This is a genomic window from Ruegeria sp. YTSC106 (genome assembly GCF_059609765.1).
Genome location: NZ_JBXWMI010000016.1, coordinates 22,457 through 48,491, shown reverse-complemented (window position 1 = coordinate 48,491; position 26,035 = coordinate 22,457). Strand labels below are relative to the sequence as shown.

The following is a 26,035-nucleotide window of genomic DNA, read 5'->3' as shown; positions in this document are numbered from 1 at the left end:
CTATAGAAAAAGCGGAATGAATGGCACATGTCAGCCTTTGTCATGCCCTGTTCATGTTCGCTGCGCGTGTCAGCTATGAGGGTCTGATGAAAATACTTGTTGCCGAAGACGACGATACGCTGCGCAATAATCTTGGTTGCCTGATGCGAGCGCGTGGCGATGTCGTACGGCTGGCTGAAAACGGCAATGACGCGCTGTTTCTGGGGGAGACCGAAGATTGGGATGTCATCGTTCTGGATCTGGGGTTGCCGGGACTGGACGGGCTTTCGGTTCTGCACGAATGGCGCAGTCGCAATATGGCGACTCCGGTTCTGATTCTGTCGGCACGTGACAGTTGGAATGACATCGTATCCGGGCTACGCAGCGGGGCTGACGACTATCTGGCAAAACCCTTTCACTCCGAAGAACTCATGGCACGGCTCGAAGCCTTGGTGCGGCGCGCAAGCGGACGCGGCGCACCCTCGATTGAAGTCGGGGACCTGTCAGTTCTGCCCGATGAAAAGACAGCCTATTTCAAGGGGCGGACAGTTTCGCTGACCGCGTTTGAATTTCGCGCTCTGGAGCATCTTGCCCGGCATGCGGGTTCGGTCGTCAGCCGGGCAGACCTGATTGAGCATATCTATGCCGAGGAGATAGACTTGAATTCAAACGTCATCGACGTTTTGATCTCGCGCTTGCGTCGCAAGATGGCGGCCTCTTTGGTGGAAACCGTGCGCAGGCAAGGTTATCGGATTCCCACAGATGATCGGTGACTGGGCCACGATTCCACGTCGCGTATCGATTGCGTCAATCGCGATATGTTGTGCCGTACTTGGACTTGGCGCGGCTATTTTCATTCAGCTCTATCGCGTTCAGGAAATCCGCGAACTGGAATTGCTTCTGGCCCAGGATTTGTTGATCGAATCCAGCCGGATTACTTTGCACCGGACCGACATAGAGCTGTCCGAAGGAGTTGGGCGCGGAATTTATGACCTGGCAGAAGTAAACTGGGTTTGGCAGCTCATCGAAGATCAGGAGGGGGGGGGCTCCAGGATTCTGTTTCAATCTCCGTCACTTGGCCCGGTCACCGCGAACAGCACGGTCCTTGCCGTACCACCCTCGGGCAAAGGTGATTTCATAAGCCCTAACGGAGGCTTTGTGCGCGGTATATCTGCCCCCTTTCCGGGAGCCGCGCCCGAAGAAGGGCTGAGCTTTCGGATTGCGGCGCCCATGCGACGTGTCAGCGAAGGAATTCGCAGCGCGACCCAGCTGGTTGCACTGGTTTTCTTCGGTATCGCCCTGACGGTTTCGGTTTCAGTCTATTTTACAGTAAACCGGGGTCTCAGACCGCTCAAACGGCTCAGCGAATCTGTCAAAGCCATGCGCCAGCACGATACGATCATTGATGGGCAAAACTGGCCGCCAGACTTGATCCCAGTGGTTGATGAGTTGCGAGAGCTGCATCGTCGCAACAACACAAATCTTGAAAAAACTCGTAGGAAGAATGCCGAATTGGCGCATGGATTGAAAACGCCGCTGGCCGCTCTGATCCGCGTTGCCGAAGCGCTGGATGATGACAGGCGCGATCAGATTATTGGCCTTGTCGATCGGATGGCGCGGGTCATCAAGCGCAACCTCAGCCGCGCCCGGACCGAACGTCCTTATGGCAAATCTTCAGCCGTTCGCACCAGCGCCGAAGACGTAATGTATGCGCTTGGTGTTATTTTCAGAGACCGAATGCCCGAGGTGGAAATCACCATAGATGCCGGAATGATATTTTTCGGCGAGATGGCGGACATTCAGGAGATTTTTGGCAACCTGATGGAAAACGCGTGTTTCTGGGCTGAAAGCCACGTGCGTATTTTAGCGATCGCAGAGAGCAAGGATATGATTACGCTTTGCATCGAAGACGATGGCCCGGGTATGGAGCAAAGTCGGCAGATGTCCGACGTGTCCACCGGTGAAGACAGGGGTGAACGCGGGTTAGGCCTGTTGATTGTCCGGGATATAGCCGAGCTTTATGGAGGAATGGTCCATATCGGGACATCCGCTCTGGGTGGGGCGAAAGTGTCGGTCATACTGCCTGGATGGATCGAAACGCCGAAATAGATACCTATACGGCTATTTGTTTCCCTGAAATCACCAATGTAGGTATGCTTGCAGTATTGATATCACATTGTGCATGCAATCCATCCGTTGGGCATAAAACACGCAACCAGATGAGAGTTACATGTTATCAGTAGATTGGTTGATTGAAGACATATGCTTTCAGCTGACATCCAGTATGCCTTTCATTGGGTAATCGTCGACTGCTGTATTTGATGAGATTGTATAAGACGTGATGGTATTGCGCCTTTTTATTTCCCTCATTGTGTTGGCTGGCATTGTACTGGCCGGTCAGGGGGTTGCAGCAACACTTGCTGCTGATGCGGTGCGGCTGGATGAGGTATTGCCCTATTTCGCAGCCGGCGGCGTTCTGTTTTCCTATGTCTGGGTTCCTCTGGTCGCGCTGTCTGCTTCGGCGCTTTTTGTGGCACCGGGGTTGCTGCTGGCTTTGGGAATAGCTGCGCAGGGGGACCGGTTTGAGCACTGGCTGCTCAAGGGGTTTACATTGTCCTTGTTCGGTGTGCCTGCGCTCGCCGCAATGGTACAGGCCGTCAGCGGTGTTCCCATGGTCGGGACGGCCTTCATTCTGCTGCTTGTCTTGCTTTGCCTGCCCGGCATCGGCCTGATCGCAGCCCGACCCAACCCCGAGATCTTGCGGGGCAGGGGTTGGGATATAGCCGGCATGATTGCCTTGCCGCTGGCTGTTCTGGTCTTGCTGGCTCCGAAATTCTACTGGGAGTCGTTGAATGACGACGGGGCGCACAGCTTTCTGAACGCGATGTTGTTCATGACCCGTGGCCTGCCGTTCTGGCCATCGGATGCAGGGGGAGTCGGGGGGTATCCGACCCCGAAAATGATGACGGAAACCTTCCTACAAAGCGGATTCATGCGGTTTTTCGGGCCCTATGAAGTCTCTATCCGTCTTGCATATTTGCCAGGGGTTTCGATCCTTTTTGGGGTGATGTTGTCCTTTGTACGCGATCCCGAAGGACATACTGACCCACGAACCGTTTTCGGGCTTGGGACTGCTCTGCTGCTGTTTTCCTTCGTGATGGCATTCAATCCATCCTACAATCCGTATTTCGCCGACATTGCGCTGCCCATGGCGCGCGAGCCGATGATCCTGCTGGGGGTGCTGGGCTATATCTTGTTCTTCAGCGAACGCAGGTTCGCCGGGATGGCGTTTGTGTCAACACTGGCTTTGCTAACCGCACCGAATGGCACCCTTCTTATCGGGTTTTTTCTGATTTCCCACTTCCTTCTGACCCGGCCACTGCCGTTCCGGCAGGTGATTGTCGGAGGGATGGTCGCCCTTGGTGTCCTGGTTCTGGCATCACTGTTTGAGATGATGCTGACATGGTGGGGGCTGATGGACGTGTCCGATGAGTTTGGGGCTGACAGTATTCTGCGCCGCCTGCGCTTCGTGACGATCTTCGACACCGGGCGGTTCCTGTTCTGGCTGCTACCTTGCGGGATTCTGCCCGGCCTGGCACTGCTGGCCTGGCCCTGGCAGGATAAGCTGTCCAGAACACTGACGCTGATGGTCCTGGCCTATGTTCTGTTTTTCTACGTTCAGGCCTATCGCATCCTGCCCCATCATTTTGCACCCGCCGCAGTCATACCACTGATTGTCTTATGGCGGTTGCGGCCGGTTCAGGTTGCTCCGGTCTCTGCACTGGCTTGTGCTCTGACAGGGCTTGCGGTCAGCGCCTGGATCAGCTGGCCGGAAACTCTGCGCCCATTTACCCAGACCCGGGATCTTGGCTATCGCATCTCTATCGAAACTGATGAGAGCCCGTTCCCTGACCTGAACGAGATACGTGTTGTTCCGGCACTGATTGCCGGGGCATTCCCGCCCATCTGGACACAGGCCGAGTTGGAAAAGCGCTATATGGCTGGCCAGTTGTCGGTCTATGTTCATGCCAGAATGCCCGCACCGGACACTACGACCGCAGATTATTTCATACGCGCGGCAACAGCAGCTCTGGTGGATGGAGAAACTGTAATTGGCGAAGCTTTGGAGGGTTGGGTTTTGGTGGCGCGCGATCAGACGGTTTACGAAAATGACCTCGGGAACACCGATGTTCCGGTCAGTATTGCTCGTGTCTATCGCGTACCACTTGATACCATCTTCGGACAGGGCACGCGTGAGACACCCTACCCGGTTTGGGACATCGCGAAAGTAGCGGGTCTAAGATAGCCACCGATTGAGAAATATAAGATTTGTCCCGAAGAAAAACGGGCAGTTAAATGGAGAACTTTATGAAGCAAAATCTTGCAAAACTGGTTGAATCATACCCGGTCCTCCAGAAGCCTGCCTATTTCGCCTATATCGGCGTGGTCAGCGCCCGGAATGTCAGCCGCCGGTTCGCCATGAACAATCTCGGCTACCTGCCCAAACGTGTGTCTGACAGGGGCCAGGACATGTGGGTGATCAACGAAGTCTATAATGGCAAGCGCAATGGTTTTTTTGTCGAGCTTGGTGCCGCCGATGGATTCTCAGACTCAAACACGTTCGCTCTGGAAAAGCATTATGGCTGGACCGGTTTGCTGATCGAACCCAACCCGGTCAATTACCATCGGATTACAAATTGGCATCACCGCACGGCCACCCCGGTTCCGCTGGCGGTTGATCCCGAACCGGGAAAGCTGGAGTTCATGATTGACGGTCAGCGCAGCAGCCTGCTGGTGGATGAGGCCGATAACATGACTGAGCGACGCGCTTCGAAACTGGCCCGGTTCCGGGAAAAGGGCAAGGTTGTAACGGTTGAGGCCGTACCTCTGGATGAGGTGTTCGATCGCTACAACGCACCCAAGGATATCGATTACTTCAGCCTGGACGTCGAAGGGTCGGAAACGCGGATTCTGCGCAATTTCCCGTTCGACAAATACCGTTTCCTGGCCATGACAATCGAACGCCCGACGCCGGAGCTCAACGAGTTGCTGTTCGCCAATGGCTATCATTTCGTGCGCAATTCGCTTTACGACACGTTCTATGTGCATGAAAGCAACCCGCGCTTCGATCAGGTTGAGAAATTACCGTTCGAACAACTCCCCGCGAAGCAGTTCTGAACCTGCCTCTGGCACGCACCCATGTCGCGCGAACAGTCAGTTCCGCGTGACATGGAGTTTCTGTTTCTGCCCCAGCACGTGATATTCGAACAGGCACCAGACATAGATGGTGGCCGAGTAGACATAATAGACCTGGTGATAGAGCAGGCATTTGAATGCGAACCACGGTCCGCCATGCCCGGACATGGCGCGCACCAGATCGAAATTGGCGACAAAGGCGGCTGCAAGCAGCAATAAGGGCAGGGGCCATGCCCCCGGCCAGAATGGCAGGGCCAATATCGACAACAGCAACAGCCCGGCGATTGCGGCCCGTACCCGCTCGGCCATTGAGGTGTTCAGGTCATCCGTCAGCCCCTCGCGCGAGATCATCAGCCGGGCCCAGGGCAGGGCGCGACAGAAGATATCCGTGCTCAGGCTGTTGCGGATGGTCCAGACTTTCAGGTGTTTACCCTGCAGCTGTGGCTCGACAAGGATACGGCGACCGGTCCCCGCGATCCGGTAACCCAGTTCGATATCCTCGATCGACGGAACCTCATAGGTTTTCACATCAAAGCCACCGACCTCAAGAAACACATCGCGTCGGATTGCGCCACACCCGGCCCAGAAGGTGCGCGCCTCGCGCCGGGCGCGCTGATGGTGATAGCGATGCAGAAGGTTCTTGTAGCGCGAGAACCACGATTGCCCATCCGGCGCGTCGTCATAGGATCCGAACACGGCGCCAACATTATCCTCGGACATGGCACGGCGGATATGCTCCGGGCCGTCGGGCCAGGCGATGACGTCGGAATCGACGAACCACAGGATGTCACCGGTGGCGTGTTCGGCGGCCAGGTTGCGCGCAGCCCCCGGTCCGCCATTGACTGGCGTGGTCAGAACCGTGGCCCCCATTTCGCGGGCAAGGGCCGCAGTCCCGTCCGGGGACTGGTCATCGACGACCAGAACTTGCTGCACCTGGCCGGTATTCAGCATTTCAATCAGGGGGGTCAGGACACGGGGTAGCAGATGCTCGGCCTTGTAGGCGGGCATGACGACGCTGATGGAAAGGATTTGATCTGAAGTCACGAGGTATCTCCGGCCGTGCCTTGCGACACTGACGAACGCTGAACAAGAAAAAGAAAGGCAGCCGTAAAGGGCAGCAGCCACATCACACGGGCACCATATCGGTCTGCGGGTTGCGAGACCCCGCCACAGACCAGCGCATTCACTGCAATCCCGATCAGAATGAACAGAGCGAACAGTTTCAGCGGTGGGGCAACTCGTCCAGGCCATAGCAACAACCCGATCACAATGATTGCCGAGATCAGATAGATTGTCGCGTGGATGGAATTGACCGGACCCAGCCAAGGCTGATCGCGCGTCAGGACAATTTTGTCGAGAACCGCCAGCTGCGCCTCGGGCAGTCCCGAAAGCGATTTTGCGTTTCGGATGACAGCCTCGTTCGGGATGGTCATCTCGATGCTGTTCATTCCCAGCTGGGTGAACGCATTTTTGCCAAGTGCGTAGATCGTCCCGAACGGCCGGGCGGCCAAAACCTGCAGGAAAAAGGCCCGCTGTTCGACTGCTACGGCCCGCTGATCCCCAATCGGCATCAGCCGGAAAGACCCCAGCTTTTCGGATTGTTCGAAAATGATATGAGTAGCGGTCAATCGGTAAGGGTCATCGGACCAGGACAAAGCCTCGTGCAGGGCGCAGGTTGCCAGATCGGTGCGCGGACAGACATCATCCAGATAGTCCAGGCCGGGGCCGTCAACGATCAGACGTGCCGTGATATAGGGTGTATAGATTACCTCTTTCCGCGCAACGGTTTCTGTTGCGAACTCAAATGCTTTGCGCTCGGCAATGGCCAGCGCAACAAGGCATATGACAAACCCTGCCGCAAGCCATCGCCCGTATCCAAGACGCAGCAAGGCAGCCAGCACGACAAAGGGCACCATCAGTACGGCAATCCCCAGATGCGAGGGGTGCAGGACCACCGCGAACGCTGCCAAGGCCAGCGCGCCCAGCCATTCTATCAAGTTCATGTAACGACCTGCGGCAACAACCGCCGCAATCAGGATCAGCATCACCGATGTGAAAATATCCGGCATAACATAGGCGATATAGAAGGGCAGTGAGGTCACTGCCCCCGCTAATAAGGGAATGGTCACCAGTTGCAGCGTGCTACGCCCGGTTTGTGCGCTGCGCTGCAACAGGCGCATCGTCAGCCAGACTGCGAACAACAATGCGGCCAGATGAACCCCTGCAACGGCCCCCAGCGCATCGCCCCGCCAGAAAGTCGCAACCAGCAGCGCATAAGCCATCGAGCGTGATCCGCCGGTTACCTCATCCTCTTCACCGTTTTGTTCTGCCTGGCTGCCACTTGCCCCATTTTGAGCACCGGCCGGTTTTGGTGCAGGCAGGATAAGTGAGAGCGCTATATTGCCCTGTCGAAAATAGCTCCCAGTGTCAAAGTAATAGAGCGGGCCGCGATTGATAATCAAAACCGCCAGGCAAATGACCACCGTAGCTGCAACCAGCAGAGCCCCTCTGAACCTTCGGGGTGATCCTCCCGATGCAGTTTGCGCGACCATCACCGTCCTACAGCTCCTTCATCGCCATCGCAGCAGGCTGAAACAGGCACTTGTTGCCTTCAGCCACTTCCCGGATGCATCTCTCGACCAAAGCACCCATTTCATGGCGCTGGTTACACCCCCGGACGAATTCATCAGCGGTTCCCGCAATTTCTGCCGTCTCAGGCACAACATCAATTCGCATTATCTCCCTGCTCACAGGCAGGCACTTCAAACAAACGGGTAAACTGCAAAAAATCCGATCGAAAATAAGCGCCTGCACTCAGTACAATAACAACTCGACGCTACACGAAACTTCCGGTGCGTCGAAGGAGGAATATGACAAGCTTCGGGTTTCATATCTTTTTCCAGGCAGGGGGCGTCTAAAGACGCCATGCATTAGCTTTATCGCAGACAGTGTCTCGTTTTGGCTGAAATTGTTTCCCGTCCGAAATGCAGTGTGATCGGGCCTGATCTCAGGCGCAAATTTTATTTTTGCAAGACGATTGGTGCGGTGATGCAGGCAGGACAGCGGCCAAACCTTATACTGTACGTGTCAGCAGGTCCGCTCACCAGCCTCTACCAGCGCGCGCACCATGAACATGAACAGAGCATGACGACCTCAGCCACGCCACGTTCATCTACCGTTTTTATATTTCTCCGGACCCCACTTCGTCAGTAATCAGTTCCCAGTTTTGAAAATGAAATATAGACCCGAAGTAGATGGATTACGTGCGATCGCGGTAGTGCCAGTTGTGTTTTTTCACGCTGGCTTTTCGCTCTTCAAAGGCGGTTTTGTCGGCGTCGACGTCTTTTTCGTAATTTCGGGTTATCTGATTACCTCAATCCTTCTTAAGGAACTCGAAGCTGGTACGTTCTCTCTTCTGAAATTCTACGAGCGCCGTGCCAGACGCATTCTTCCCGCTCTGGCAGTTATGGTCGCCGCCTGCATACCGGTGGCGATTTTCCTGATGACACCGACGGAAGCAAAGAATTTTGCGCAAAGTGTCGCGGCCGTCGGCCTTTTTGCTTCGAACGTATTGTTCTGGGTCGAGAGCGGTTATTTTGATCTCGACTCGGAAGAGAAACCGCTTCTTCACACTTGGAGTCTCGCGGTAGAAGAGCAGTTTTATATCGTATTCCCGCTGCTTTTGCTGCTGTTATGGACCTATAGAAGAAAACTGCTTGTTCCCATCTTGGTGCTTTTGGCCCTGCTCAGCCTTGTGCTGTGCGAATGGGGTGCGCGGAATGCACCAAGCGCCACATTCTTTCTCGCGCCGACGCGTGCGTGGGAGCTGTTGGCCGGATCGTTCTGCGCCATGATCCTGCGACGTGGCACCACCTCCCATGATTTGCTGGCCGCATTGGGCGTCGTAATGATCGGAGTCTCCATTTTTGCCTTTGGTGAGACGACGCCATTCCCATCGGTCTATGCTCTGCTCCCGGTAGGTGGCACAGTCTTTGTGATCCTGTTTGCCGGACCGACAACAGCAACGGGAAAACTGTTGGCCAAGCCCGTCTTCGTCGGTCTCGGGCTTATCAGCTACAGCGCCTATCTTTGGCATCAACCACTCTTTGCCTTCGCCCGTCTCTGGACGCCATGGGCCCCATCGCCAACCGTTCTCGTCTGCCTGATCATTCTGACATTCGTGATCGCGTATCTAAGCTGGCGCTATGTTGAAACGCCGTTCCGCCGCACTTCGGGGTCGCATTCCATTGCCCGGCGGCCGGTTTTCACCCTGGCGGTCACGGTCTCATTGTTGTTTGTGGCATTCGGCGGCTGGGGACAGATGACGAAAGGCTGGCGCAACGCCTATCTGGCGCGCATGTCTGAAGCAGAAAAACGTATGCTTACCCTGACAGAGCATGCGTATAATGAACAACTCGCCAATGCGCTGTCGCGCTTTGATAATGGCGACTGCGTCTTCGACATCCGCACGCTTGATGAGACCGCTCGTCAGCGTGCCACCGACTGTGCGCAGAAGTATGGTCCCGGTGTTCTCGTTCTAGGCGACAGCCACGCGATTGACCTTTACGGTGCGGTTATAACCACATCACAGGCCAACGAGCTCTTCATAGTCGGCGTTGTCTCAGGCGGGTGTCGTCCACATACGCTTTTGCCTGGTTGTGCTTACATGGAACTTGCTCAGTTCATTGAAGATCGCCCAGATGTTTTTGAATTCGCAGTCTATGAACAGGCGGGGTTTTATCTGTTGCACGGGGCCGGGTTTGATTTAGGCGGAAGACGTATGTTCGAAAGGTTGTCGCCAAATGAACCCGTACCCCGTTTCGAGCCCCACATGGGTTATGTTCAGGCCGTAAAGGAATATCTGGAACGCATCGCATCCCATATTCCGACAGTCTGGCTATCCCCCCGGATCGAGCCACATATTCAACCGACCTTTATCCGGAAGGCGGGATGTGATTACCCTTATATGCTTCGCCCCGGAACGGAAGAGGTCTTTTTGAAACTCGAAGCTACGATCGCCGAAACTCTTTCAGCATCGCCGGTGGAATTCATGTCACAACACAACTTGCTCAAACTGTCTTTCCCGGAAGACTTCTTATCCTGTGATGTTCTTTTCTGGTCGGATGGTGACCACTTCAGCAACGCAGGTGAAGAACGATTTGGAAAAAGGATGCAGGTTGTTCAGAACGCACGCGCAGTGCTTGGGCTGGAGCGGAAGTGAAGCTCTTGGCGCCTGACGTTCCGTGAGCCCCTGATTCTCTTAACAATTACACCACCCATGTTCACAAAAGAGAAACAAACCAATCTATGTGACTGCATTATGCCCTCATGATCACCCGAATGCCGCAAAAAAAACATAATTTCTCAAAAAGACCTTAGCAATCAAACGGAAATGATTTATCAATCTTTAACAATAGGCGCCGTGCTAGGGGTATGCATGGACTCTGTTAGGTGGAAATAAAAGGTGGGTCCTTTAATGTTTAGAAATTTGAAAATGATGCTTGTGGGGCTTGTAGCCGCTGTCTTTATGAGCAGTTCGGCCAGCGCTCTGACACAGGTAGCTGCCGGTGGCAGTTATGACATCACATCCGATAACCTGTTTTTTGGCGCGGTTGACACAGCTGCGGGCGGCCCGGGTGTCTACTCTGTCAATTTCACTTCGCCGGTTGATCCTCTGTCCGCATCTGCGCAAGCAACCATCGGCATTCGTCTGCTGACCAACGCTTTCCCGCTGGGCCTGACCGTAAGCTGGGTCGATGCAAACAACCCCTCCAATGTATTGGCCTCGACATCTGTCCTGGGCGGTGTGACAACGACACTGAGCACAATCTTCAGCAGCGTGTCCCCAAACACCCTGAGCCAGAACCTCGTGTTTAGCTGGGCTTCTTCTGCACCAAACGTGTCCTTTGACTTTGATGTGGCTGCAGTTCCGCTGCCGGCCGGTGGTCTTCTGCTTCTTACTGCACTTGGTGGTCTGGCCCTGACCCGTCGCCGCAAGGCTGCCTGAGCAAAACACACAAATCTGACCTACATGACCAGGGGCCGCTTTGCGGTCCCTTTTCAATTGGCTTGATCAGATATTACTGCCCGATGCCTGGCGCAGCATCCAGACCATCCTCTGACATCTGAGCCGGAACAAGGTGGTGATTGCACGCAAGACCTCACCGGTTGAGGCCAATTTGTTACTGGATACAACTTTCGGGGTGTGTACGATTGCGCTTGCTGGCATGGCCAATGCACGAATAGCCCACCGCAAACGCGATGCAGCATTTGTTCCGTTCAGCTGATATCCCTCTTGCGTCGTCCGTCGCCATTTGGCCTTCAGGGCCGGCCAGTCCTGCCGGGATGGATGGCTGACGCAAAACTCGTCCCGGTAAATCAGACTATAGCCCCGGGCAACGGCGCGCATGGTCCATTCCCGATCCTCGGATACGCCATTGATGAACCCACCGATCTTGTCGAATACATCCCGTCGAGTCAGCAGGTTGCCTGCCCCGGAACATCCCTGAACTTCGATGTACCGGCGGAAATTAAAGGCAAATACAGCCTCAAATGCCTCGGCCCCGCTGCGGGGTGACGGGGTTTCATCAAACACGTCAACCCGGCCTCCGATCAAATCTGCCAAATCTGCGATCTGGCGTCCGACCGTCAGCCAATCCGGCGCAGGAACACAATCCGCATCGATAAAAAACAATCGTGGCGCCGTCGTTTCCGCTACGCCACGATTGCGCGCATGGGCTGCTCCCTTTTGCGGCTCCACCAGAAAGCGCACCTCGGGGAAGGCCTGCCGGATGCCATCCAGCGAAATCGGAGAGTTGTTGTCTACAACAACGACTTCGGTTCCACCCAGGTCATTTTTCCTGAGTGCGTGCAGGCATCGTTCCAGCCTTGGAAGGTCGTTATAATGAGGTATGATTACCGCATCGACCGGAGCTTCTTCAGTACGTGCCGTACTCATTTCCGAAGGCCCCACTGATATACCGGCATTTGTTCAAAACAATTCCCATGACATTCGTGAGTTCTGCCAATTGCCGCTCGGCGATGTCGATATGATCAATGCTTGTTTCTTCCGCTGCTGCCAAAAGCAAAGCGCAGTCGACATTCTTAAGGAAACCATGGCTGTCGTCGCTGGCCATCAGTGGAGGCGTGTCAAACAGAATGACATCGGGTTTGTATTCCGCTTCGAGCTGCTCCAGAAATTCGATTGTCCGTCGGCTTTGTAGAATTTCTGCAGGGTTGCGTGTTGAAGAGAAGTTCAACCCGAAAATCACGTTGTTACCGTGGCGCAGTGCGTGCTCGTGAAACGGCACTTTTCCCTGGATGACATCGGCCATACTGTAATTTCCGGTTTGTTTCAGTATCTCTGCCAATCCCCTGCGCCGCATGTCGAAATCGATCACGATCGTGCGCAAGTCCTCCTGTCTGCTCAGGCTGAATGCCAGATTTGCAGCTGCCGTACTTTTACCGCACCCGCTATAGGGAGAGGTAAGCGCCACTCTCCGCCAGCCTTTGGACAAGGTCTGCTGCAACATCTTGGTCCGCAACATGTCATAAGGCGTTGCATCAGCACCACCGTTAAAAGACATCAGACGCTTGCGGGAGATGAGCCCTGGGTCGATCACGATCTCGGGTACAGTCAGCCAGATGTCCTCATCCACGCTTTCCTGGGGAACATGCAGCTGTTCTTCAGTTACTGGCTGCAGTGGTTGAGGCTGTTGACGGCTGTCTCGTGCCCTGCGGGCCTTCTGAATCGCCTGCTGAAGACGGTCCATTACACCCTCCTTGATTCAATCAGAACAGAAATCACTAGAACACCCCAAGCTTGTCGATCACTTTTTCAGCGAACAGATCCAGTGGCAGATAATAGGTATGCACAGCCCAAACGCCTGCAGGCACACCAACCATAATCACCAGAATGGCTACAACCCAGATAAGGCGCTGCTTCATCACTTCACCCCGAGATCGTACATATGGGATGGTCGCGATGGGCCACACGTCCAGCTTCTTGATCAGATCCTCAGGTCGACGCGGGGCCCGGTTCAACACCTCAAGCAAAAAGATCAAAGCCAAACCCAAGGCAATACCAGTCCCTATTCCCCCGCCTGCAATTACCAGACGGTTGGGCTTGGTCGGTGTGCTGGGGACAGAAGGATGTTCAATTACCGAAATACGCTGCCCCTGAGACGTAACTTCGATCCGCTCACCTGTTGAAGCCGAGGCCAAACGAGAAATGGCTGTATTATATTGCGCCTGGATATTACTTTGGTCGCGCTGCAATTCTGCCAGCGTAATCGAATTTGCAGGAGTCAGTTCAATTGACTGGGTTACCTTTTCAAGGCTTTCCTCAGTGACGGTTCGCTGATCTTCAAGTGCAGCGATTTGTGAATCCAGCTGAGCTAGTTGCAGATCAAGTGACGAGTTTCCCGTTTGTGTGGCTGTCGTAGCTGCGCTTGTACTCTGTTCAGCTGCGACAACTTCCTCCAAACGGTTGATCCGGGAGCGTAAAATCTTAATCTGCGGGCTGCTTTCGGAATAAATCCCCAGCTGGTTATCAAGCTGGTTACGCAATTGGGTTAGCTGTTGCTGGGCCTGTGTCTGCGGCTGCTGTCCAACAGTCGTGATCTGACCTGTCGTGCTGTAGATTTCCAGCAGTTTCTCTCGCTGCTTCTGCAGGGTAAAAATCTGCTGATCGGTTTGCTGAAGACTGGCTTGCAATGTTCCTTGCCGCGCCATGCGAAACTGCAGGCTCGCTGGCAGGGCGCCAGCGTTCTCACTCTGAAACTCAAGAACCCTCGCGTCGGCCCTGTCGAGCTCAGCGCCAAGGCGCTCGACTTCCTGCTCAAAGAACGCAAGTGTGTCAGATGCTCGTTCTTTACGATACTCGACATCAAGCTTTTGAATTTCCGTTAGATACTCGTTCAGCACGCCAGCTACGATTGGCCCGCTTCTGCCATCGAACGTAATCGACATCAGGTTTGCCTGATTGCGACCGGAAGAAATTCTAACCCGGGTATTTGAGCGCAGCTCATGAAGTATCTCATCCGGAGTAGCCTCATCCTGGTTCGGCAACACCTTATATTTGCGTGAAATATCAAGAAGAACCGGTCGCGTAAGCAAACGTTGTTCAACAATCTGGAGCTGTTCAAACGGAGATGTCGTAACCGTACTGGCCGCCAAATTTCCCGGAATCTGCGGCGATTCAACGATCAGACGTATTGTGGAGGAATAGGTTGGTGGCAAGGTCATTGCCATAGTGACCGAAATCGCTGAGACAATCGTCGCCACAATGAGGAAATACGGAAACCGCCGCAGGAAAATGGAGGAATAGTAGCGTACAGGACCCATCTTAGACCGCCAGCTCCTTCTCAAGCGAGTTTCCGCCAAAGAACACGCCATCATCGATCACCTGATTGATGATGGTTTCGTCGACCTTGTCCGTTTCATTTGTCCAGGCATAAAGCAGGGCAAAGTCGCAGAACTGATTGACCAGGCGTGGCACACCGCGGGTCTGCTGAAAAATCAGCTTGCAGGCGTCTTCTGTAAACTCGCCACCGGACCCGCCGGCCGTTTTCATTCTGTGTCTGATATAGGCTTCGACGGACGACTCATCCATCCGTTCCAGGTGAAAACTTGCGGCCACGCGCTGCGTCAGCTGGCGCATCTTGGGGTCCAGAACCATGTCGCGCAATTCAGGTTGGCCAACCAGAACAAGCTGGATCAGTTCGTCCGTGTTCGAGTTGATGTTGGTAAGCATGCGGATTTCTTCCAGACCTTCGACTGTCAGGTTCTGCGCTTCGTCAAAGATCAGGACCACCCGCCGCCCTTCGGCATATTCCGCAACCAGAAAATCCTGCAAATCCCGGAACAGCTGAACATAGGGGGCGTCGTTGTTAATTGGCAGGCCCAACGCATGCAGAACCCATTGCAGCAGCTCTCCGCGACCACCTTGCGCATTCGAGATCAGCCCAACGGTGATCGACTCTTCCATTTCACTCAGAAGATGCTGCACCAGGGTTGTTTTCCCAGCCCCGATCTCGCCTGTCAGCACTGTAATGGGTGCACAGCTCATGATGCCGAACTGCAGCACCGAATAGCCACGCTTGTGCAGCGGTGACCAGTACATGAATCCGGGGTCCGGAAGCAGTGTGAAGGGCCGCCGATCGAGCCCGAAATAGTCTAGATAAAACCCGTCACTGGACGCCATTGCACCTCGGCTGCCTTCCGCCTTGTCAAACCTCGTACCGGCCCCCTGGAGATTATCCAAACTTAAACTCTGAACCACCAGAAATCCCTTACATAAAGAACACGTCACATAAACAAAAAGTACTTGGGTACTACTTTGCCACAAAATCAAGATAGCAGGCACCACTAAACTGCACACGCGGTGAATTGACCTACAGCCCTCTTCAATCAGAAATATTTCTCACAATTGTTTCCATCTACGCCTTTGGAAAAGGTCCGTCGATGGCGCCTTGGCAATCTGGCTTGAACACGAGTCAAAAAGGCCTCTGGGAGGTCAAAGTTGACTCCAAAAGCACAAAATTTAATCCATTGCACCCAATGAGGAAACAGAAACTCTTGAACTTTCAACAGATCCGTTGAGCAAAGTTTCACGATCCTGTTGGAAAACACTCGTACTAAGTCGTTCTGAGGTGTCCTTGCCAGTATTATTGTTTTGCAAGCCAAGCCGAATTTGTTAACACTTGATTACGGGAAAGTGGCCTCGCGAGTGAGCAAGCGCAGGGTCGAAGTGGTAAAAAAATATAAGATTTTAAGTATATGTAGTTGAGGTCGAGCGTGTTCTGTTCCTGAGTTTGGTAAGTGGTTCGTGAGTATTTGTGTGTGTTGGGGGTTTAAATAGTGACAAGTCATTCAAAAGAAGTGGCCGACGCTGGCGCGGGCTACTCTAGCATCTCTGTTCTGCCGACCTCAGTTCAGCACCCGGGGTTCTACAGAGGTGTGGGAAAACGCATCTTTGATATCGCGTTTACACTGTTTGCAGCGCCGTTCGTCGTTCCGATGGTTGTGTTTCTGGCCGTATTTCTGGCCAGTCAGGGCGTAACACCGTTTTACCGGCAGGAGCGGGTTGGAAAAGACGGCAAGGTTTTCAAGCTGCTCAAACTGCGCACTATGGTGCATGACGCTGAGGCCGTGCTGAAAGAACATCTGGCAGCCGACCCCGAAGCCCGGGAAGAGTGGAACCGCAACCAGAAGCTTCGCAACGATCCACGCATCATTAAATTCGGCACATTCCTGCGCAAATCCTCAATGGATGAATTACCGCAGTTCTGGAACGTTTTTGTGGGTGAAATGTCTCTGGTCGGACCTCGCCCGATGATGGTGAACCAGCAGGATCTTTATCCCGGCAAATTCTACAACGCGATGCGCCCTGGCATTTCCGGGTTTTGGCAGGTGTCCAAGCGCAACCAGTCTTCATTTGCCGAACGCGCTCATCACGACACAAATTACTGGAAAAGCATGTCGTTCAGCACAGATGTGTCAATCCTGATCCGGACTATCTCCGTCGTCCTGCGCGGCACCGGGTGTTAAACCCGGAACGCGTGGCCGGGTAAAACTATCGGCTGCGTGCGATTTCGTAACTTTTGCGGGAGTGCAGCATTGAGCAGAGCCGGAACCTCTATCAACAAATTGCTGGCCAGCGCCTTCTTGGCCGCAGCCCTGCTATTGAGCGCGTGCGACTCGGCCGAAGAACGCGCGGAGGCGCATTTCCAGGCCGGGCTGGCTCATCTGGAAGCTGGTGACGTCGAGCGCGCATTGGTCGAATTCAGGAATGTCTTCAAACTCAACGGTCAGCACAAAGAGGCGCGACTGACCTTCGCCCGGCTGGAACGCGAGCGGGGCAATATCCGTGGTGCCTACAGCCAGTATCTGAGACTGGTAGAGCAATATCCGGACAACCTCGAAGGACAGCGCAGCCTTGCCGAGATGGCACTGGAAATTGGCAACTGGGATGATGTCAGACGTTACGGCGGCGCTGCCGCAGCACTGGCCCCGAACGATATCGGAATCAAGTCTATCAACAACACGCTGACTTATACCGACGCGGTCAGGAATGGCGATGCCGCAGGCGTGGATTTCACTGTCCACACCGCCCTCAAGATGATCGAAAAACACCCCAATCTGATGACTGCGCGGCAGATCGTGATTGACCATCTGGTCCGCGACCAGGACTGGACCGGCGTCTTGCGCGAGACCAGTGCGGCACTTGATATCAATCCAAAGGAGGAAAACCTTTACGGGATTCGCCTCCGCGCGCTGCGGGAACTGGACAAGCCCACTGAAATCGAAACGCTGCTCAGACAAATGGCATTTGTGTTTCCTGACGATGAAGGCGTCGAACAGTTACTCGTCCAGCATTTTATCGACCAGGGCAATCTGGATGCCGCAGAACAGATGCTGCGCTCAGAGGTGGACCCAAAAGACACAGATTACATGCCAGCCCAGCGTCTGATCGCGTTTTTGAACGAAAATCGCAGTATATCGGCCGCGATTACCGAATTGGATACGATCGTCACGCATAACGGACCCAATACCGCACGCTTCAAAACGATACGCGCCGCATTGAAATTCCGTTCTGGCGACAAACAGACCGCAATTGCCGAGATGCACGCATTGTTTGAAGGCGCGCAACGCACCATTCAGACAAGGGAAAACGAGGTGGAATTTGCAAGAATGCTATTCCAGACTGACGACCCCGGCGCAGCACGAACCTTGATTGAAAACGTGCTTTCAGAAGATCCCACCCAAGTTGAGGCGCTCAAATTCAAGGCATCATGGTTGATTGAAGAAGACAATATCGGTGATGCCATTGTTCAATTGCGCGAAGCACTTCGCCAAGATCCCCGCGACCCGCAATTGATGACCCTTATGGCGCAGGCTCATGAACGCAATGGGGACAGGGAGCTGATGGGGGAAATGCTGGCCCTGGCGACGGAAGTATCGCGAAATGCGCCGGAGGAAACACTGCGCTACGCTCAGTTCTTAATAGAAGAAAATGACCCGGAAATTGCCGAACGCATCCTGATCGCATCTCTCCAGCAGACACCCGAAGAACCCGATCTTCTGTTCCTTTTGGGTGAAGTTTATCTGGGTATGAAAGACTGGGCGCGGCTGGAGGTTGTCCTGCGCTCTGTCAAGGATCTGAACACCCCCGAGGCACGGCGCCTCGCAAATGAACTCAAGGCCCACATGCTTGCAGCCCAGGCGCGCACGGAGGAACTGACTGCCTTCCTGAACGAGTTAACAGATGATCCGGAATTTGGCCTGCCAGCCGATATCGCACTTATTCGCTCGTTGCTGGCACAGGGGCAGGCCACTGCCGCCTTTGCTCGCCTTGACGAACTGCTCGCAGAAGATCCGGATTCTCTGCCGGTGCGATTGGTCAAGGCCCACGCCTTGACGGGCGAAGGCAAACGCGGCGAGGCTGAGCAGCTCTATCGCGCGATCCTCGAGGACTATCCGGATACAACGCGGGCCTGGTTATCACTGCACGCACTGATCTTTGAACGCAACGAGCTTGAACTGGCCAAAAGCATTCTGACAGATGCCCTGACCAGATTGCCCGAGAACCCCGAGCTTCTCATGATACAGGCGGCAGATCACGAACGCTCCGGAGAGCTGGATCAGGCGATCTCGGTCTATGAGAAACTTTACCCGCTCAGCAACCGATCCTTGGTTGTGGCCAACAACCTGGCCAGCCTATTAACAACCCACCGCAGCGATGACGAAAGCCTGCAACGCGCCAGCGTTTTGGCAAAGCGACTCCGCGGCACCCGCGTGCCTGTCTTTCAGGAAACCTATGGCTGGGTTTCTTACAGAATGGGCAATTATGACGAGGCCGTCAGCTATCTTGAACTCGCAGCGCGAGCATTCCCCAATCACCCCACAGTTCTATATCATCTGGGCAAAGCCTATGCCGCTGTCGACCGTCGAGAGGACGCCCTGCGCGCGTATCGTGCAGCACGGGCGACGGGAGTTCCTCTGAACATTTCACCTTCGCTGGAAGAAGAGATTGAACAGGTCAGTTCCGCGGGCAAGCAGGGGCAATAGCGCCTCCAAAGCGAAATCCGCTGCAAATCTGCCGCATCTCACATCCGTATGAAACGCTGCAGATTGTTTTGTTACCAATGAGTTGGCATAAAGGGGAAAAATATGAGAGATTTGAACATGCGGACAGTAATCGCTTCATTGGTTGCGTTTGTCATGACTATGGTCGTGGCAAGCGGGGCCTGGGCGCAATCCTATCAGATCCAGCCGGGTGATGCTCTTCAGATCGAGGTATTGGAAGACCCCTCCCTGAACCGAACCGTTCTGGTTTTGCCAGACGGCTCCATCACCTTTCCCCTTGCCGGATCAATTCGGGCAGGAGGACTATCAACTAATGGATTAAGTTCATCCCTGGCATCGACGCTGGCACCAAATTTCAATGCACCGCCGACCGTATTTACATCGATTGCAAGGGTCGCACCTCCTGCGTTTCCCGGATCTCTCACTCCAACCGGACCGACAATTGATGTCTTTATCATGGGAGAAGTCAACGCACCCGGAAAATATCTCGCAACCGAGGGAACAACTATTCTTCAGGTTCTGGCCCAGGCTGGCGGCCTGACCAATTTCGCGGCTCGCAAGCGCATCGAATTGCGCCGGGCTGACAGTAAAGCAGGCGCGGTAAACAAATATAAATATAACTACGATGGCTCGGGCAGTGGCATCAAAGGCAATACAGTTCTTAAGACCGGAGACGTTGTTGTGGTGCCCGCACGCCGTTTGTTCGAATAGGGGCTTATACAGGTGGGAAAATCCAAAAATAAACTATCCACCACGCTGGGGGGCGGGGTAGCTTTATTCTTTTCGCTGACGCCTGCAGTTGGACAGCAGAACCTGACGCAACAAACAACTGTACAGCAAACGGCTGCGCCATCGACGGCCACACAACGCGCCCCCAGCTTACAACTCATCTCTCAACAGGCTCAACGAAACCCTGCGCGCAGGGTTGGCCTGCCGCCCGCCGCCCGGCAAACCGGCGGCACCGGAACCGGGCTGAACATAACGTTGGATTACCTGTCATCACTCCGGCATGATGACAACCTCAGGCTAACGGACCCTTCCCTCGGATCGACCACTTGGTGGGAGAACACACTGGCCTTGGGCCTCGTCAACCAGACACCGGGATCTACTCTGACCTTCGACCTGTCGGGGCTGTACCGGATCGCCAACGAACCAATCATTGGAACAGAATCCAGCTTTTCGGACCCGTTCACACAGCTGACATATCAACGAGACAACGCTAACAGCCAGTTTCGATTGCTTGCCGAATACCGTGAGAGAGATTTGGCCTTCAACCGGTCACTGACCGACATAAATCTAGATGGTGTCATCGATGCCTCTGATGTCATCGGCACCGTGGGCGACCAGGTCAATACACGTGGGAACCTGGACTGGCAAACTGGTTTGAATGATCCTTTGGGTTTCCGGTTCAGCTACAGCCACCGCGAACGCAGCTATACGAACACAATTAACCCGAACCTGTTCGACAATAGGTCGGATGACTATACAGCAACCGCAATACTTAGAATCTCTCCGATTCTACAGGGAAACGTGCGCGTTAGTTACATAGACTTCAATGCAGACGATGCTGTAGGCACCGACCGGAAGACGACGACAGTGTCAACTGGTGCAACATATGACGTATCCCCAGTTACCACTGTCAGTGCGAATATTGGCTACACCCAGGTCGATAACACTCTACGCACGACCAATACCAATAACGTTACGGAAAATTTTGTCTGGGACTTTTCCTGGAACAAAAATCTGTCGAACGGCACGGCCAATATTTTTCTCGACCAGACATTCGGCGTGAATGGTACAAGATCCAACGCCACCTTTGGTCGAAGCTTTCAATGGGCTGGCGGGTTGTTCAGCTTCAATGCCGGATTTACCAGAGGGCCCTTTGACGAAGTCACACCAATTGGCCAGATCGACTATAGCTATCAACTGGCCAGCTCTCAAATCTCTGCGAAAATCCAGCGCCGGGTCGGTACCAGTACACAAAGCAACGAAACCCGCGAAACCGTGGCTTTTCTAGCCTATGATTACTTTATCAACCCGGTATCCGGTCTGTCCTTCAGCGTCAATTTCATCGATCAGGAAAGCGAAGGCCCGGGCCCGTCCAACCCGCGTCAGCGCGGTACTTTCGATGCATCCTATACCCGCGCGATCACAAAGGATTGGGCGATGAATATCGGCTATCAATACGAGATGGATGACCAGAACGGATTTAAGGCGACTTCTAACTCGGTCTTCCTGACGCTTGGGCGGAGGTTCACTCTTAATCCTTAAAAAGGTAGCTCCGAACAATCCAACCCTTGCTTTCTGATTGTATCCGTGTGGGATCATAAACGCAGGGGCCGAGGGGGTTACAATTCCAGGGCCTCTAATATTATGCATGATGGTTTGTGATGCATCGCCTCGATTCGAACGACAGCCGCCGCAAAGTGCTTGAGACGGCCCGAACCGCCCTGCCTGCCATCAACGCTGCGGGGCTGTTCTGGTTTGTCCTGTTGCTGCTGGGGTCACTTCCCGTTTTCTGGATCGGCATTGTCTCGCTGGGCGCGGCGTGGAGCACGCCGGAATACAGTCACGGACCGCTGATCCCTATCATCTCGCTGTACCTGTTCCTGCGCGAACTGCGAAACATGCCGGCGCCCAATTCCATTGCGCGCGACCGCTGGCCTGGCGTGGCGGTGATTGCCGGAGCCCTGACCATCGCCATTCTGGGAAATCTGGCCCGAATTCCGGATATCGTCACCTATGCGATGATCATCTGGACCGGTGGCGTCATGGTGACCGTCTTCGGCTGGCAACGCGGGAAATACCACCAATTGCCCGTAATCCATCTGGTCTTCATGCTGCCCCTGCCCCAGTTCGTCTACTGGAAGCTCACGATCTTCCTGCAATGGGTGTCGTCCGAGCTGGGCGTCTGGTTCGTGCAGCTCGCCGGTGTTTCGGTCTTTATCGAAGGCAATGTCATCGATCTGGGGGTCTACAAGCTGCAGGTCGCCGAGGCCTGTTCCGGGCTACGCTACCTGTTCCCGATCCTCAGCTTTTCATACCTCTTTGCCCTGCTCTACCGCGGCCCGATCTGGCACAAGGTGGTTCTACTGGTCTCGGCCGCGCCGCTGACCGTTCTGATGAATTCCATCCGCATCGGCGTGATCGGCATTCTGGTCAATCAGCATGGCATCGAACAGGCCGAAGGGTTCATGCATTTCTTCGAAGGCTGGATCATCTTCCTGCTCTGCGTCGCCATTCTGTTTCTCATGGCGATCGGCTTGCAGCGTCTGGCTCCCGATCCAAAGCCCTTTGCCGAGACAATCGATCTGGATACCGAAGGGCTGGGTTCCGTCGCATTGCGTATCTTTGCCATCCGCGCCTCAGTCGCGCTGGCTCTCGCCGCGCTTTTGACGCTTGCGGTCTCGACCGCGTGGACACTACGTCCCGCCTCCGAGGTGATACCCATCGAGCGGGACCCCTTTGTCCTCTATCCGCGCCAATTGGGCGACTGGTCGGGGTCGACCACCAGCCTTGATCCCAATGTTGAACGAACTCTGGGCGCCAGCGATTACCTCCATGCCACTTATATCGACAGCGGATCGGGTGATTTCGTGAACATGTTCGTGGCCTTCTACGACAAGCAAACTGATGGCGACGGCATCCATTCACCCGAGGTTTGCCTGCCCGTAGGTGGCTGGGAAATCTTCAGCCTTGAGCCATATGAGATCAATCCGGGCGACACCCCCTACGGCAGCTTTACCGTCAACCGCGCGGTCATCCAGAAAGAGCTGTCAAAGCAGCTTGTCTACTACTGGTTCGAACAGCGCGGCAAACGCATGGTCAACGATTTCCGCGCTAAGATGAGCGTTATTCAGGACGGGTTCACCATGGGCCGGACCGACGGCGCATTGGTTCGATTTGTCACCCCCATCCTGCCCGGCGAAACCGAGGCGGATGCAGATGCACGACTACAGCGGTTCATGGAACCCAGCCTGAACCGCCTGCCGCGGTTTGTGCCGTTTTGATCTAAGATAAAAGTCCGGCTTGGTTTCCCCCGATTGCAATCGAAAAATACTCCAGCGTGTTCAAAGACAGACGAATAAAAGAGGTCCCGAGGCACTGCCCCAATCCTCCCACGACCGGGTTACTTTGTAACACAACCACCTTATCCTGTCACAATCACCAAGCTCGACCGGAAAGGCCCAATTGCCGAAGGCCTGAACTAGACAAATGCACATAAGCGAAAGAGCTGCCAACGAGCGACGATAGGGCCCTATCCCTTCCAGATCCGCTTATACGCCGCGATCAGCGCGGGTACCTGATGGGGCCAGGCCATTTCAGCCTCTACCCGGGCGCGGCCATAGCGGCCCATGACGGCGCGGCGGTCGTCATCCGCCAGCAATTCGCTGATCTTGTCGGCCATATCGACCGGATCGTTGGCCTTTGCATAAAGCGAGGCCTCCTGCGCCGAGAACCGCCCTTCGGTCACGTCGAACTGCACGATGGGTTTCTCGAAGGCCATGTATTCGAGGATCTTGTTCATGGTGGATTTGTCGTTCATCTCGTTCACCCGGTCCGGGTTCACGCAGACATCCGCGGTCGACAGAATCTCGAACAGATCCTGATCCGGTGCGCGGCCGGTGAAGGTGACGTACTCCGACAGGCCCATTTCAGCAGATTGTTCGCGCAGCTTGTCCAGGCTGGGACCCCCGCCCACAAGGCAGAACTGGATGTCGTCGCGCCCCTGCACCTGTACCAGATGCGCCACGGATTCAAGCAGCAGGTCGATCCCTTCCTGATCGCCCATGACGCCGACATAGCCCACCATGTATTTCCGCCCGTTGCGCCATGCCGGGTTCGGGGGCAGGTGCTGCAACCGGCTCAGATCGGGGCCCGAGCGGACCACAAACACATCCTCGGGCGCCATGCCGCCGCGCTCGATGGCGATCTTGCGATAGCTTTCATTGGTGGCAATCGACACCCGTGCCGAGGCGAAGGTCAACCGCTCGAACGTCTTCATCAGCTTCCAGAAAAAGCCGCGCTTGTCGAACTTGGCCTCGTAAAGCTCGGGGTTGATGTCGTGGTGATCAAACAAATAGCGCACACCAAACAGTTTAAATGGCAGCGCCACCAGAAAGATCAGATCGGGCGGGTTACAGCCATGGATGACGTGAAAGCCGCGGGTGAACTTGATCTTCAGCGCCAGCCAGCTTTCCCAGAACAGCGCCGCGCCGTATTCCAGCAGATACCCCAGCGCGCCGCTGGCATCCAAAGGCAGGGGGTGGCGATAGACCTTGATCCCCTCGTCTTCCCACACACGCTCCTCATGGCCTTTGCCGGTGGGGCATATGACCGAGACCAGCGCGCCTGCGGCGGCCAGCGTCCGCGCCTCCATCCAGACGCGGCGGTCGAAGGGCACGGGCAGGTTCTCGACCACGATCAGAACCTTCAGCCCTCTCAGAGGCTGGCTCTGTCGCAGCTCATCGAACGAGATCGGCTGAACCGCGGGCACAGGGCTAGTCATATTCATAGGTTCTCACCACCTCTGCATCGCCAAGGTCCAGATCATTGATGATCCTGTTTGACCCGATCACCAGATCCCATAGTCCGGCCTCGGCAGTGGCACGATCCACCAACAGGCTGCCCACTGTTGGCAGGTGGGTAAAAGTATAACCCAGGTTCTGGCCACGCAGATCGGCCGGTTTAATGGCCGGATCATAGACCGACAGCTGATACCCCGCCTGTAGCAGACGCCGGGCAATATCGACATTGGGGCTTTCACGCAGATCGTCGGTTCCGGCCTTGAAGGCCAGCCCCGCCATCAGCACCCTGCCACCCTCGGGCAGGCGCGCCATGATGTCCTGCGCCTGATAGGTCTTATGCGCCTGATTGGTCTGCAACAGGCTGTCGATCAGATGGGTATGCGCGCCCACCTCACCGGCGATATGCTGCAGCGCACGCACATCCTTGGGCAGGCAGGACCCCCCGAACGCACCACCCGGACGCGTGTAATAGGATGAGATGTTCAGCTTGGTGTCCGAGACGAAAATCTCGTGCATGGTTTTCGCCGACACGCCCATGCTGTGGCAGATGCGGCCGACCTCGTTGGCAAAGGCCACCTTGGTGGCGTGCCAGGTGTTATCGACGAATTTGGTGATCTCGGCCTCTTCAAAGGCGGTGTAGAAGACTGGCGCATCCAGCCCTTCATGCATCTCATCCATCACTGCGGATCGGTTGCCATCGGCGGTGCCCACAACGATCTTGGGCGGGTTGAAGAAATCATCAACCGCCGAAGCCTCGCGCAGGAATTCGGGGTTATAGACAATCTCGATCGCCTGACCCGTCTGATCGCCCAGATAGCTTTGGAAGATCGGCTCGATCAGCTGGCGCACCGTGCCGGGCCGGAAGGTGGACCGATAGGCCACGGTCAGCGGCCGCCCCCGGTCCGGTGACACGGCCTTGGCAATCTGTCGCGTCACCTCGGCCACGAAATTCATGTTGTGCGAGCCGTCAGTAGAACTGGGCGTACCGACACAAACGATGGCCAGATCGACATCGGACAGGTCGGGGATTTCAACCCTTGCGCGGATCAGGTTCCTTGCAAGCGCTTCGGTCAGCAGTTCGGCCACTTTGGGTTCCTTGATCGGAGGCTGCCCGGCATTGATTTCGGAAACCTTGTCGGCATTTACATCGACGCCGAACACCTCATGCCCCTCACGGGTCAGACAGCACGCTGCCGTGAACCCCACATACCCCAGACCAAAAATCGCAATCTTCATACTGTTAT

Annotated in this window: 20 protein-coding genes; 11 read left to right on the top strand and 9 right to left on the bottom strand. The window is 55.0% G+C overall.

All coding sequences use genetic code 11. From position 1 onward, the window contains the following. Positions 1-20: 20 nt before the first annotated feature. The 4 genes from AC2FEB_RS18820 (at position 21) to AC2FEB_RS18805 (ending at position 5,157) form a co-directional block, all read left to right on the top strand. Positions 21-752 carry a response regulator transcription factor gene (locus AC2FEB_RS18820; RefSeq protein WP_394389128.1) on the top strand — a complete coding sequence of 244 codons (732 nt, stop codon included), beginning with the start codon at positions 21-23 and terminating at the stop codon, positions 750-752. Next, positions 742-2,088: a sensor histidine kinase gene (locus AC2FEB_RS18815; protein WP_496884289.1), complete on the top strand. Its 1,347-nt coding sequence runs from the start codon at positions 742-744 to the stop codon at positions 2,086-2,088. The genes AC2FEB_RS18820 and AC2FEB_RS18815 overlap by 11 nt, the downstream gene beginning before the upstream one ends. A gap of 232 nt (positions 2,089-2,320) precedes the next feature. Then, positions 2,321-4,285 carry a hypothetical protein gene (locus tag AC2FEB_RS18810; protein ID WP_496884288.1) on the top strand — a complete coding sequence of 655 codons (1,965 nt, stop codon included), beginning with the start codon at positions 2,321-2,323 and terminating at the stop codon, positions 4,283-4,285. A 62-nt stretch (positions 4,286-4,347) separates the two neighbouring features. Continuing rightward, entirely contained in the window at positions 4,348-5,157 is an 810-nt protein-coding gene (locus tag AC2FEB_RS18805) for an FkbM family methyltransferase (RefSeq protein ID WP_209507445.1), read from the top strand. Between the two features lie 36 nt (positions 5,158-5,193). Here AC2FEB_RS18805 and AC2FEB_RS18800 read toward each other — a convergent pair whose 3' ends face one another. From AC2FEB_RS18800 to AC2FEB_RS18790, 3 genes are read right to left on the bottom strand one after another with little or no spacing between them, the layout of a single operon-like run. After that, positions 5,194-6,219, bottom strand: a complete 1,026-nt coding sequence (locus AC2FEB_RS18800; RefSeq protein WP_496884287.1) for a glycosyltransferase family 2 protein — start codon at positions 6,217-6,219, stop codon at positions 5,194-5,196. Continuing rightward, on the bottom strand, positions 6,216-7,727 hold the full coding sequence (locus AC2FEB_RS18795; protein ID WP_496884286.1) for a hypothetical protein: 1,512 nt from the start codon (positions 7,725-7,727) through the stop codon (positions 6,216-6,218). Before AC2FEB_RS18795 ends, AC2FEB_RS18800 begins: the two co-directional genes overlap by 4 nt. A 7-nt stretch (positions 7,728-7,734) precedes the next feature. Further along, on the bottom strand, positions 7,735-7,911 hold the full coding sequence (locus tag AC2FEB_RS18790) for a hypothetical protein (RefSeq protein WP_496884285.1): 177 nt from the start codon (positions 7,909-7,911) through the stop codon (positions 7,735-7,737). A gap of 496 nt (positions 7,912-8,407) precedes the next feature. On the opposite strand from AC2FEB_RS18790, the gene AC2FEB_RS18785 reads away from it, so the two are divergent. Both AC2FEB_RS18785 and AC2FEB_RS18780 read left to right on the top strand, forming a co-directional pair. Further along, complete coding sequence (locus AC2FEB_RS18785; RefSeq protein WP_496884284.1) at positions 8,408-10,396, top strand: acyltransferase family protein; 1,989 nt, start codon at positions 8,408-8,410, stop codon at positions 10,394-10,396. A 255-nt stretch (positions 10,397-10,651) separates the two neighbouring features. Beyond that, positions 10,652-11,182, top strand: coding sequence for a VPLPA-CTERM sorting domain-containing protein (locus AC2FEB_RS18780; RefSeq protein ID WP_496884283.1), 531 nt, complete (start codon positions 10,652-10,654; stop codon positions 11,180-11,182). Between the two features lie 66 nt (positions 11,183-11,248). Here the strand turns inward: AC2FEB_RS18780 and AC2FEB_RS18775 are convergent, their stop codons facing one another. The 4 genes from AC2FEB_RS18775 to AC2FEB_RS18760 are packed head-to-tail and all read right to left on the bottom strand — an operon-like array spanning position 11,249 to position 15,439. Then, positions 11,249-12,133, bottom strand: a complete 885-nt coding sequence (locus AC2FEB_RS18775; RefSeq protein ID WP_496884282.1) for a glycosyltransferase family 2 protein — start codon at positions 12,131-12,133, stop codon at positions 11,249-11,251. Beyond that, positions 12,114-12,947: a CpsD/CapB family tyrosine-protein kinase gene (locus AC2FEB_RS18770; protein WP_496884281.1), complete on the bottom strand. Its 834-nt coding sequence runs from the start codon at positions 12,945-12,947 to the stop codon at positions 12,114-12,116. Before AC2FEB_RS18770 ends, AC2FEB_RS18775 begins: the two co-directional genes overlap by 20 nt. 34 nt (positions 12,948-12,981) lie before the next feature. Next, positions 12,982-14,520 carry a GumC family protein gene (locus AC2FEB_RS18765; RefSeq protein WP_496884280.1) on the bottom strand — a complete coding sequence of 513 codons (1,539 nt, stop codon included), beginning with the start codon at positions 14,518-14,520 and terminating at the stop codon, positions 12,982-12,984. 1 nt (position 14,521) lies between these two features. Continuing rightward, positions 14,522-15,439, bottom strand: a complete 918-nt coding sequence (locus AC2FEB_RS18760; RefSeq protein WP_496884279.1) for an ExeA family protein — start codon at positions 15,437-15,439, stop codon at positions 14,522-14,524. 596 nt (positions 15,440-16,035) lie between these two features. Between AC2FEB_RS18760 and AC2FEB_RS18755 the strand changes: the two genes are divergently transcribed. The 5 genes from AC2FEB_RS18755 (at position 16,036) to xrtD (ending at position 23,273) form a co-directional block, all read left to right on the top strand. Then, entirely contained in the window at positions 16,036-16,725 is a 690-nt protein-coding gene (locus AC2FEB_RS18755; RefSeq protein ID WP_496884278.1) for a sugar transferase, read from the top strand. 69 nt (positions 16,726-16,794) lie between these two features. Continuing rightward, entirely contained in the window at positions 16,795-19,245 is a 2,451-nt protein-coding gene (locus AC2FEB_RS18750; protein WP_496884277.1) for a tetratricopeptide repeat protein, read from the top strand. A 102-nt stretch (positions 19,246-19,347) separates the two neighbouring features. Continuing rightward, complete coding sequence (locus tag AC2FEB_RS18745; RefSeq protein ID WP_496884276.1) at positions 19,348-19,974, top strand: polysaccharide biosynthesis/export family protein; 627 nt, start codon at positions 19,348-19,350, stop codon at positions 19,972-19,974. A 12-nt stretch (positions 19,975-19,986) separates the two neighbouring features. Then, positions 19,987-21,534, top strand: a complete 1,548-nt coding sequence (locus AC2FEB_RS18740; RefSeq protein ID WP_496884275.1) for a hypothetical protein — start codon at positions 19,987-19,989, stop codon at positions 21,532-21,534. Positions 21,535-21,653: 119 nt separating this feature from the next. Beyond that, the gene (gene xrtD, locus AC2FEB_RS18735; RefSeq protein ID WP_496884274.1) at positions 21,654-23,273 is read left to right on the top strand and encodes a VPLPA-CTERM-specific exosortase XrtD; all 1,620 of its coding nucleotides are present in this window, start codon (positions 21,654-21,656) and stop codon (positions 23,271-23,273) included. A gap of 248 nt (positions 23,274-23,521) precedes the next feature. On the opposite strand, the gene AC2FEB_RS18730 is transcribed toward xrtD, so the two are convergent. Both AC2FEB_RS18730 and AC2FEB_RS18725 read right to left on the bottom strand, forming a co-directional pair. Continuing rightward, complete coding sequence (locus tag AC2FEB_RS18730; RefSeq protein ID WP_496884273.1) at positions 23,522-24,778, bottom strand: glycosyltransferase family 4 protein; 1,257 nt, start codon at positions 24,776-24,778, stop codon at positions 23,522-23,524. Next, the gene (locus tag AC2FEB_RS18725) at positions 24,765-26,027 is read right to left on the bottom strand and encodes a nucleotide sugar dehydrogenase (protein WP_496884272.1); all 1,263 of its coding nucleotides are present in this window, start codon (positions 26,025-26,027) and stop codon (positions 24,765-24,767) included. Before AC2FEB_RS18725 ends, AC2FEB_RS18730 begins: the two co-directional genes overlap by 14 nt. Positions 26,028-26,035 lie beyond the last annotated feature (8 nt).

Bases quoted from the DNA above. Each gene is read 5' to 3' on its own strand.
- AC2FEB_RS18820 (WP_394389128.1), top strand. From the start codon at position 21: ATGGCACATGTCAGCCTTTGTCATGCCCTGTTCATGTTCGCTGCGCGT.
- xrtD (WP_496884274.1), top strand. From the start codon at position 21,654: ATGCATCGCCTCGATTCGAACGACAGCCGCCGCAAAGTGCTTGAGACG.
- AC2FEB_RS18765 (WP_496884280.1), bottom strand. From the start codon at position 14,520: ATGGGTCCTGTACGCTACTATTCCTCCATTTTCCTGCGGCGGTTTCCG.
- AC2FEB_RS18785 (WP_496884284.1), top strand. From the start codon at position 8,408: ATGAAATATAGACCCGAAGTAGATGGATTACGTGCGATCGCGGTAGTG.
- AC2FEB_RS18805 (WP_209507445.1), top strand. From the start codon at position 4,348: ATGAAGCAAAATCTTGCAAAACTGGTTGAATCATACCCGGTCCTCCAG.
- AC2FEB_RS18790 (WP_496884285.1), bottom strand. From the start codon at position 7,911: ATGCGAATTGATGTTGTGCCTGAGACGGCAGAAATTGCGGGAACCGCT.
- AC2FEB_RS18770 (WP_496884281.1), bottom strand. From the start codon at position 12,947: ATGGACCGTCTTCAGCAGGCGATTCAGAAGGCCCGCAGGGCACGAGAC.
- AC2FEB_RS18815 (WP_496884289.1), top strand. From the start codon at position 742: ATGATCGGTGACTGGGCCACGATTCCACGTCGCGTATCGATTGCGTCA.
- AC2FEB_RS18780 (WP_496884283.1), top strand. From the start codon at position 10,652: ATGTTTAGAAATTTGAAAATGATGCTTGTGGGGCTTGTAGCCGCTGTC.
- AC2FEB_RS18795 (WP_496884286.1), bottom strand. From the start codon at position 7,727: ATGGTCGCGCAAACTGCATCGGGAGGATCACCCCGAAGGTTCAGAGGG.
- AC2FEB_RS18725 (WP_496884272.1), bottom strand. From the start codon at position 26,027: ATGAAGATTGCGATTTTTGGTCTGGGGTATGTGGGGTTCACGGCAGCG.
- AC2FEB_RS18775 (WP_496884282.1), bottom strand. From the start codon at position 12,133: ATGAGTACGGCACGTACTGAAGAAGCTCCGGTCGATGCGGTAATCATA.
- AC2FEB_RS18730 (WP_496884273.1), bottom strand. From the start codon at position 24,778: ATGAATATGACTAGCCCTGTGCCCGCGGTTCAGCCGATCTCGTTCGAT.
- AC2FEB_RS18810 (WP_496884288.1), top strand. From the start codon at position 2,321: ATGGTATTGCGCCTTTTTATTTCCCTCATTGTGTTGGCTGGCATTGTA.
- AC2FEB_RS18745 (WP_496884276.1), top strand. From the start codon at position 19,348: ATGAGAGATTTGAACATGCGGACAGTAATCGCTTCATTGGTTGCGTTT.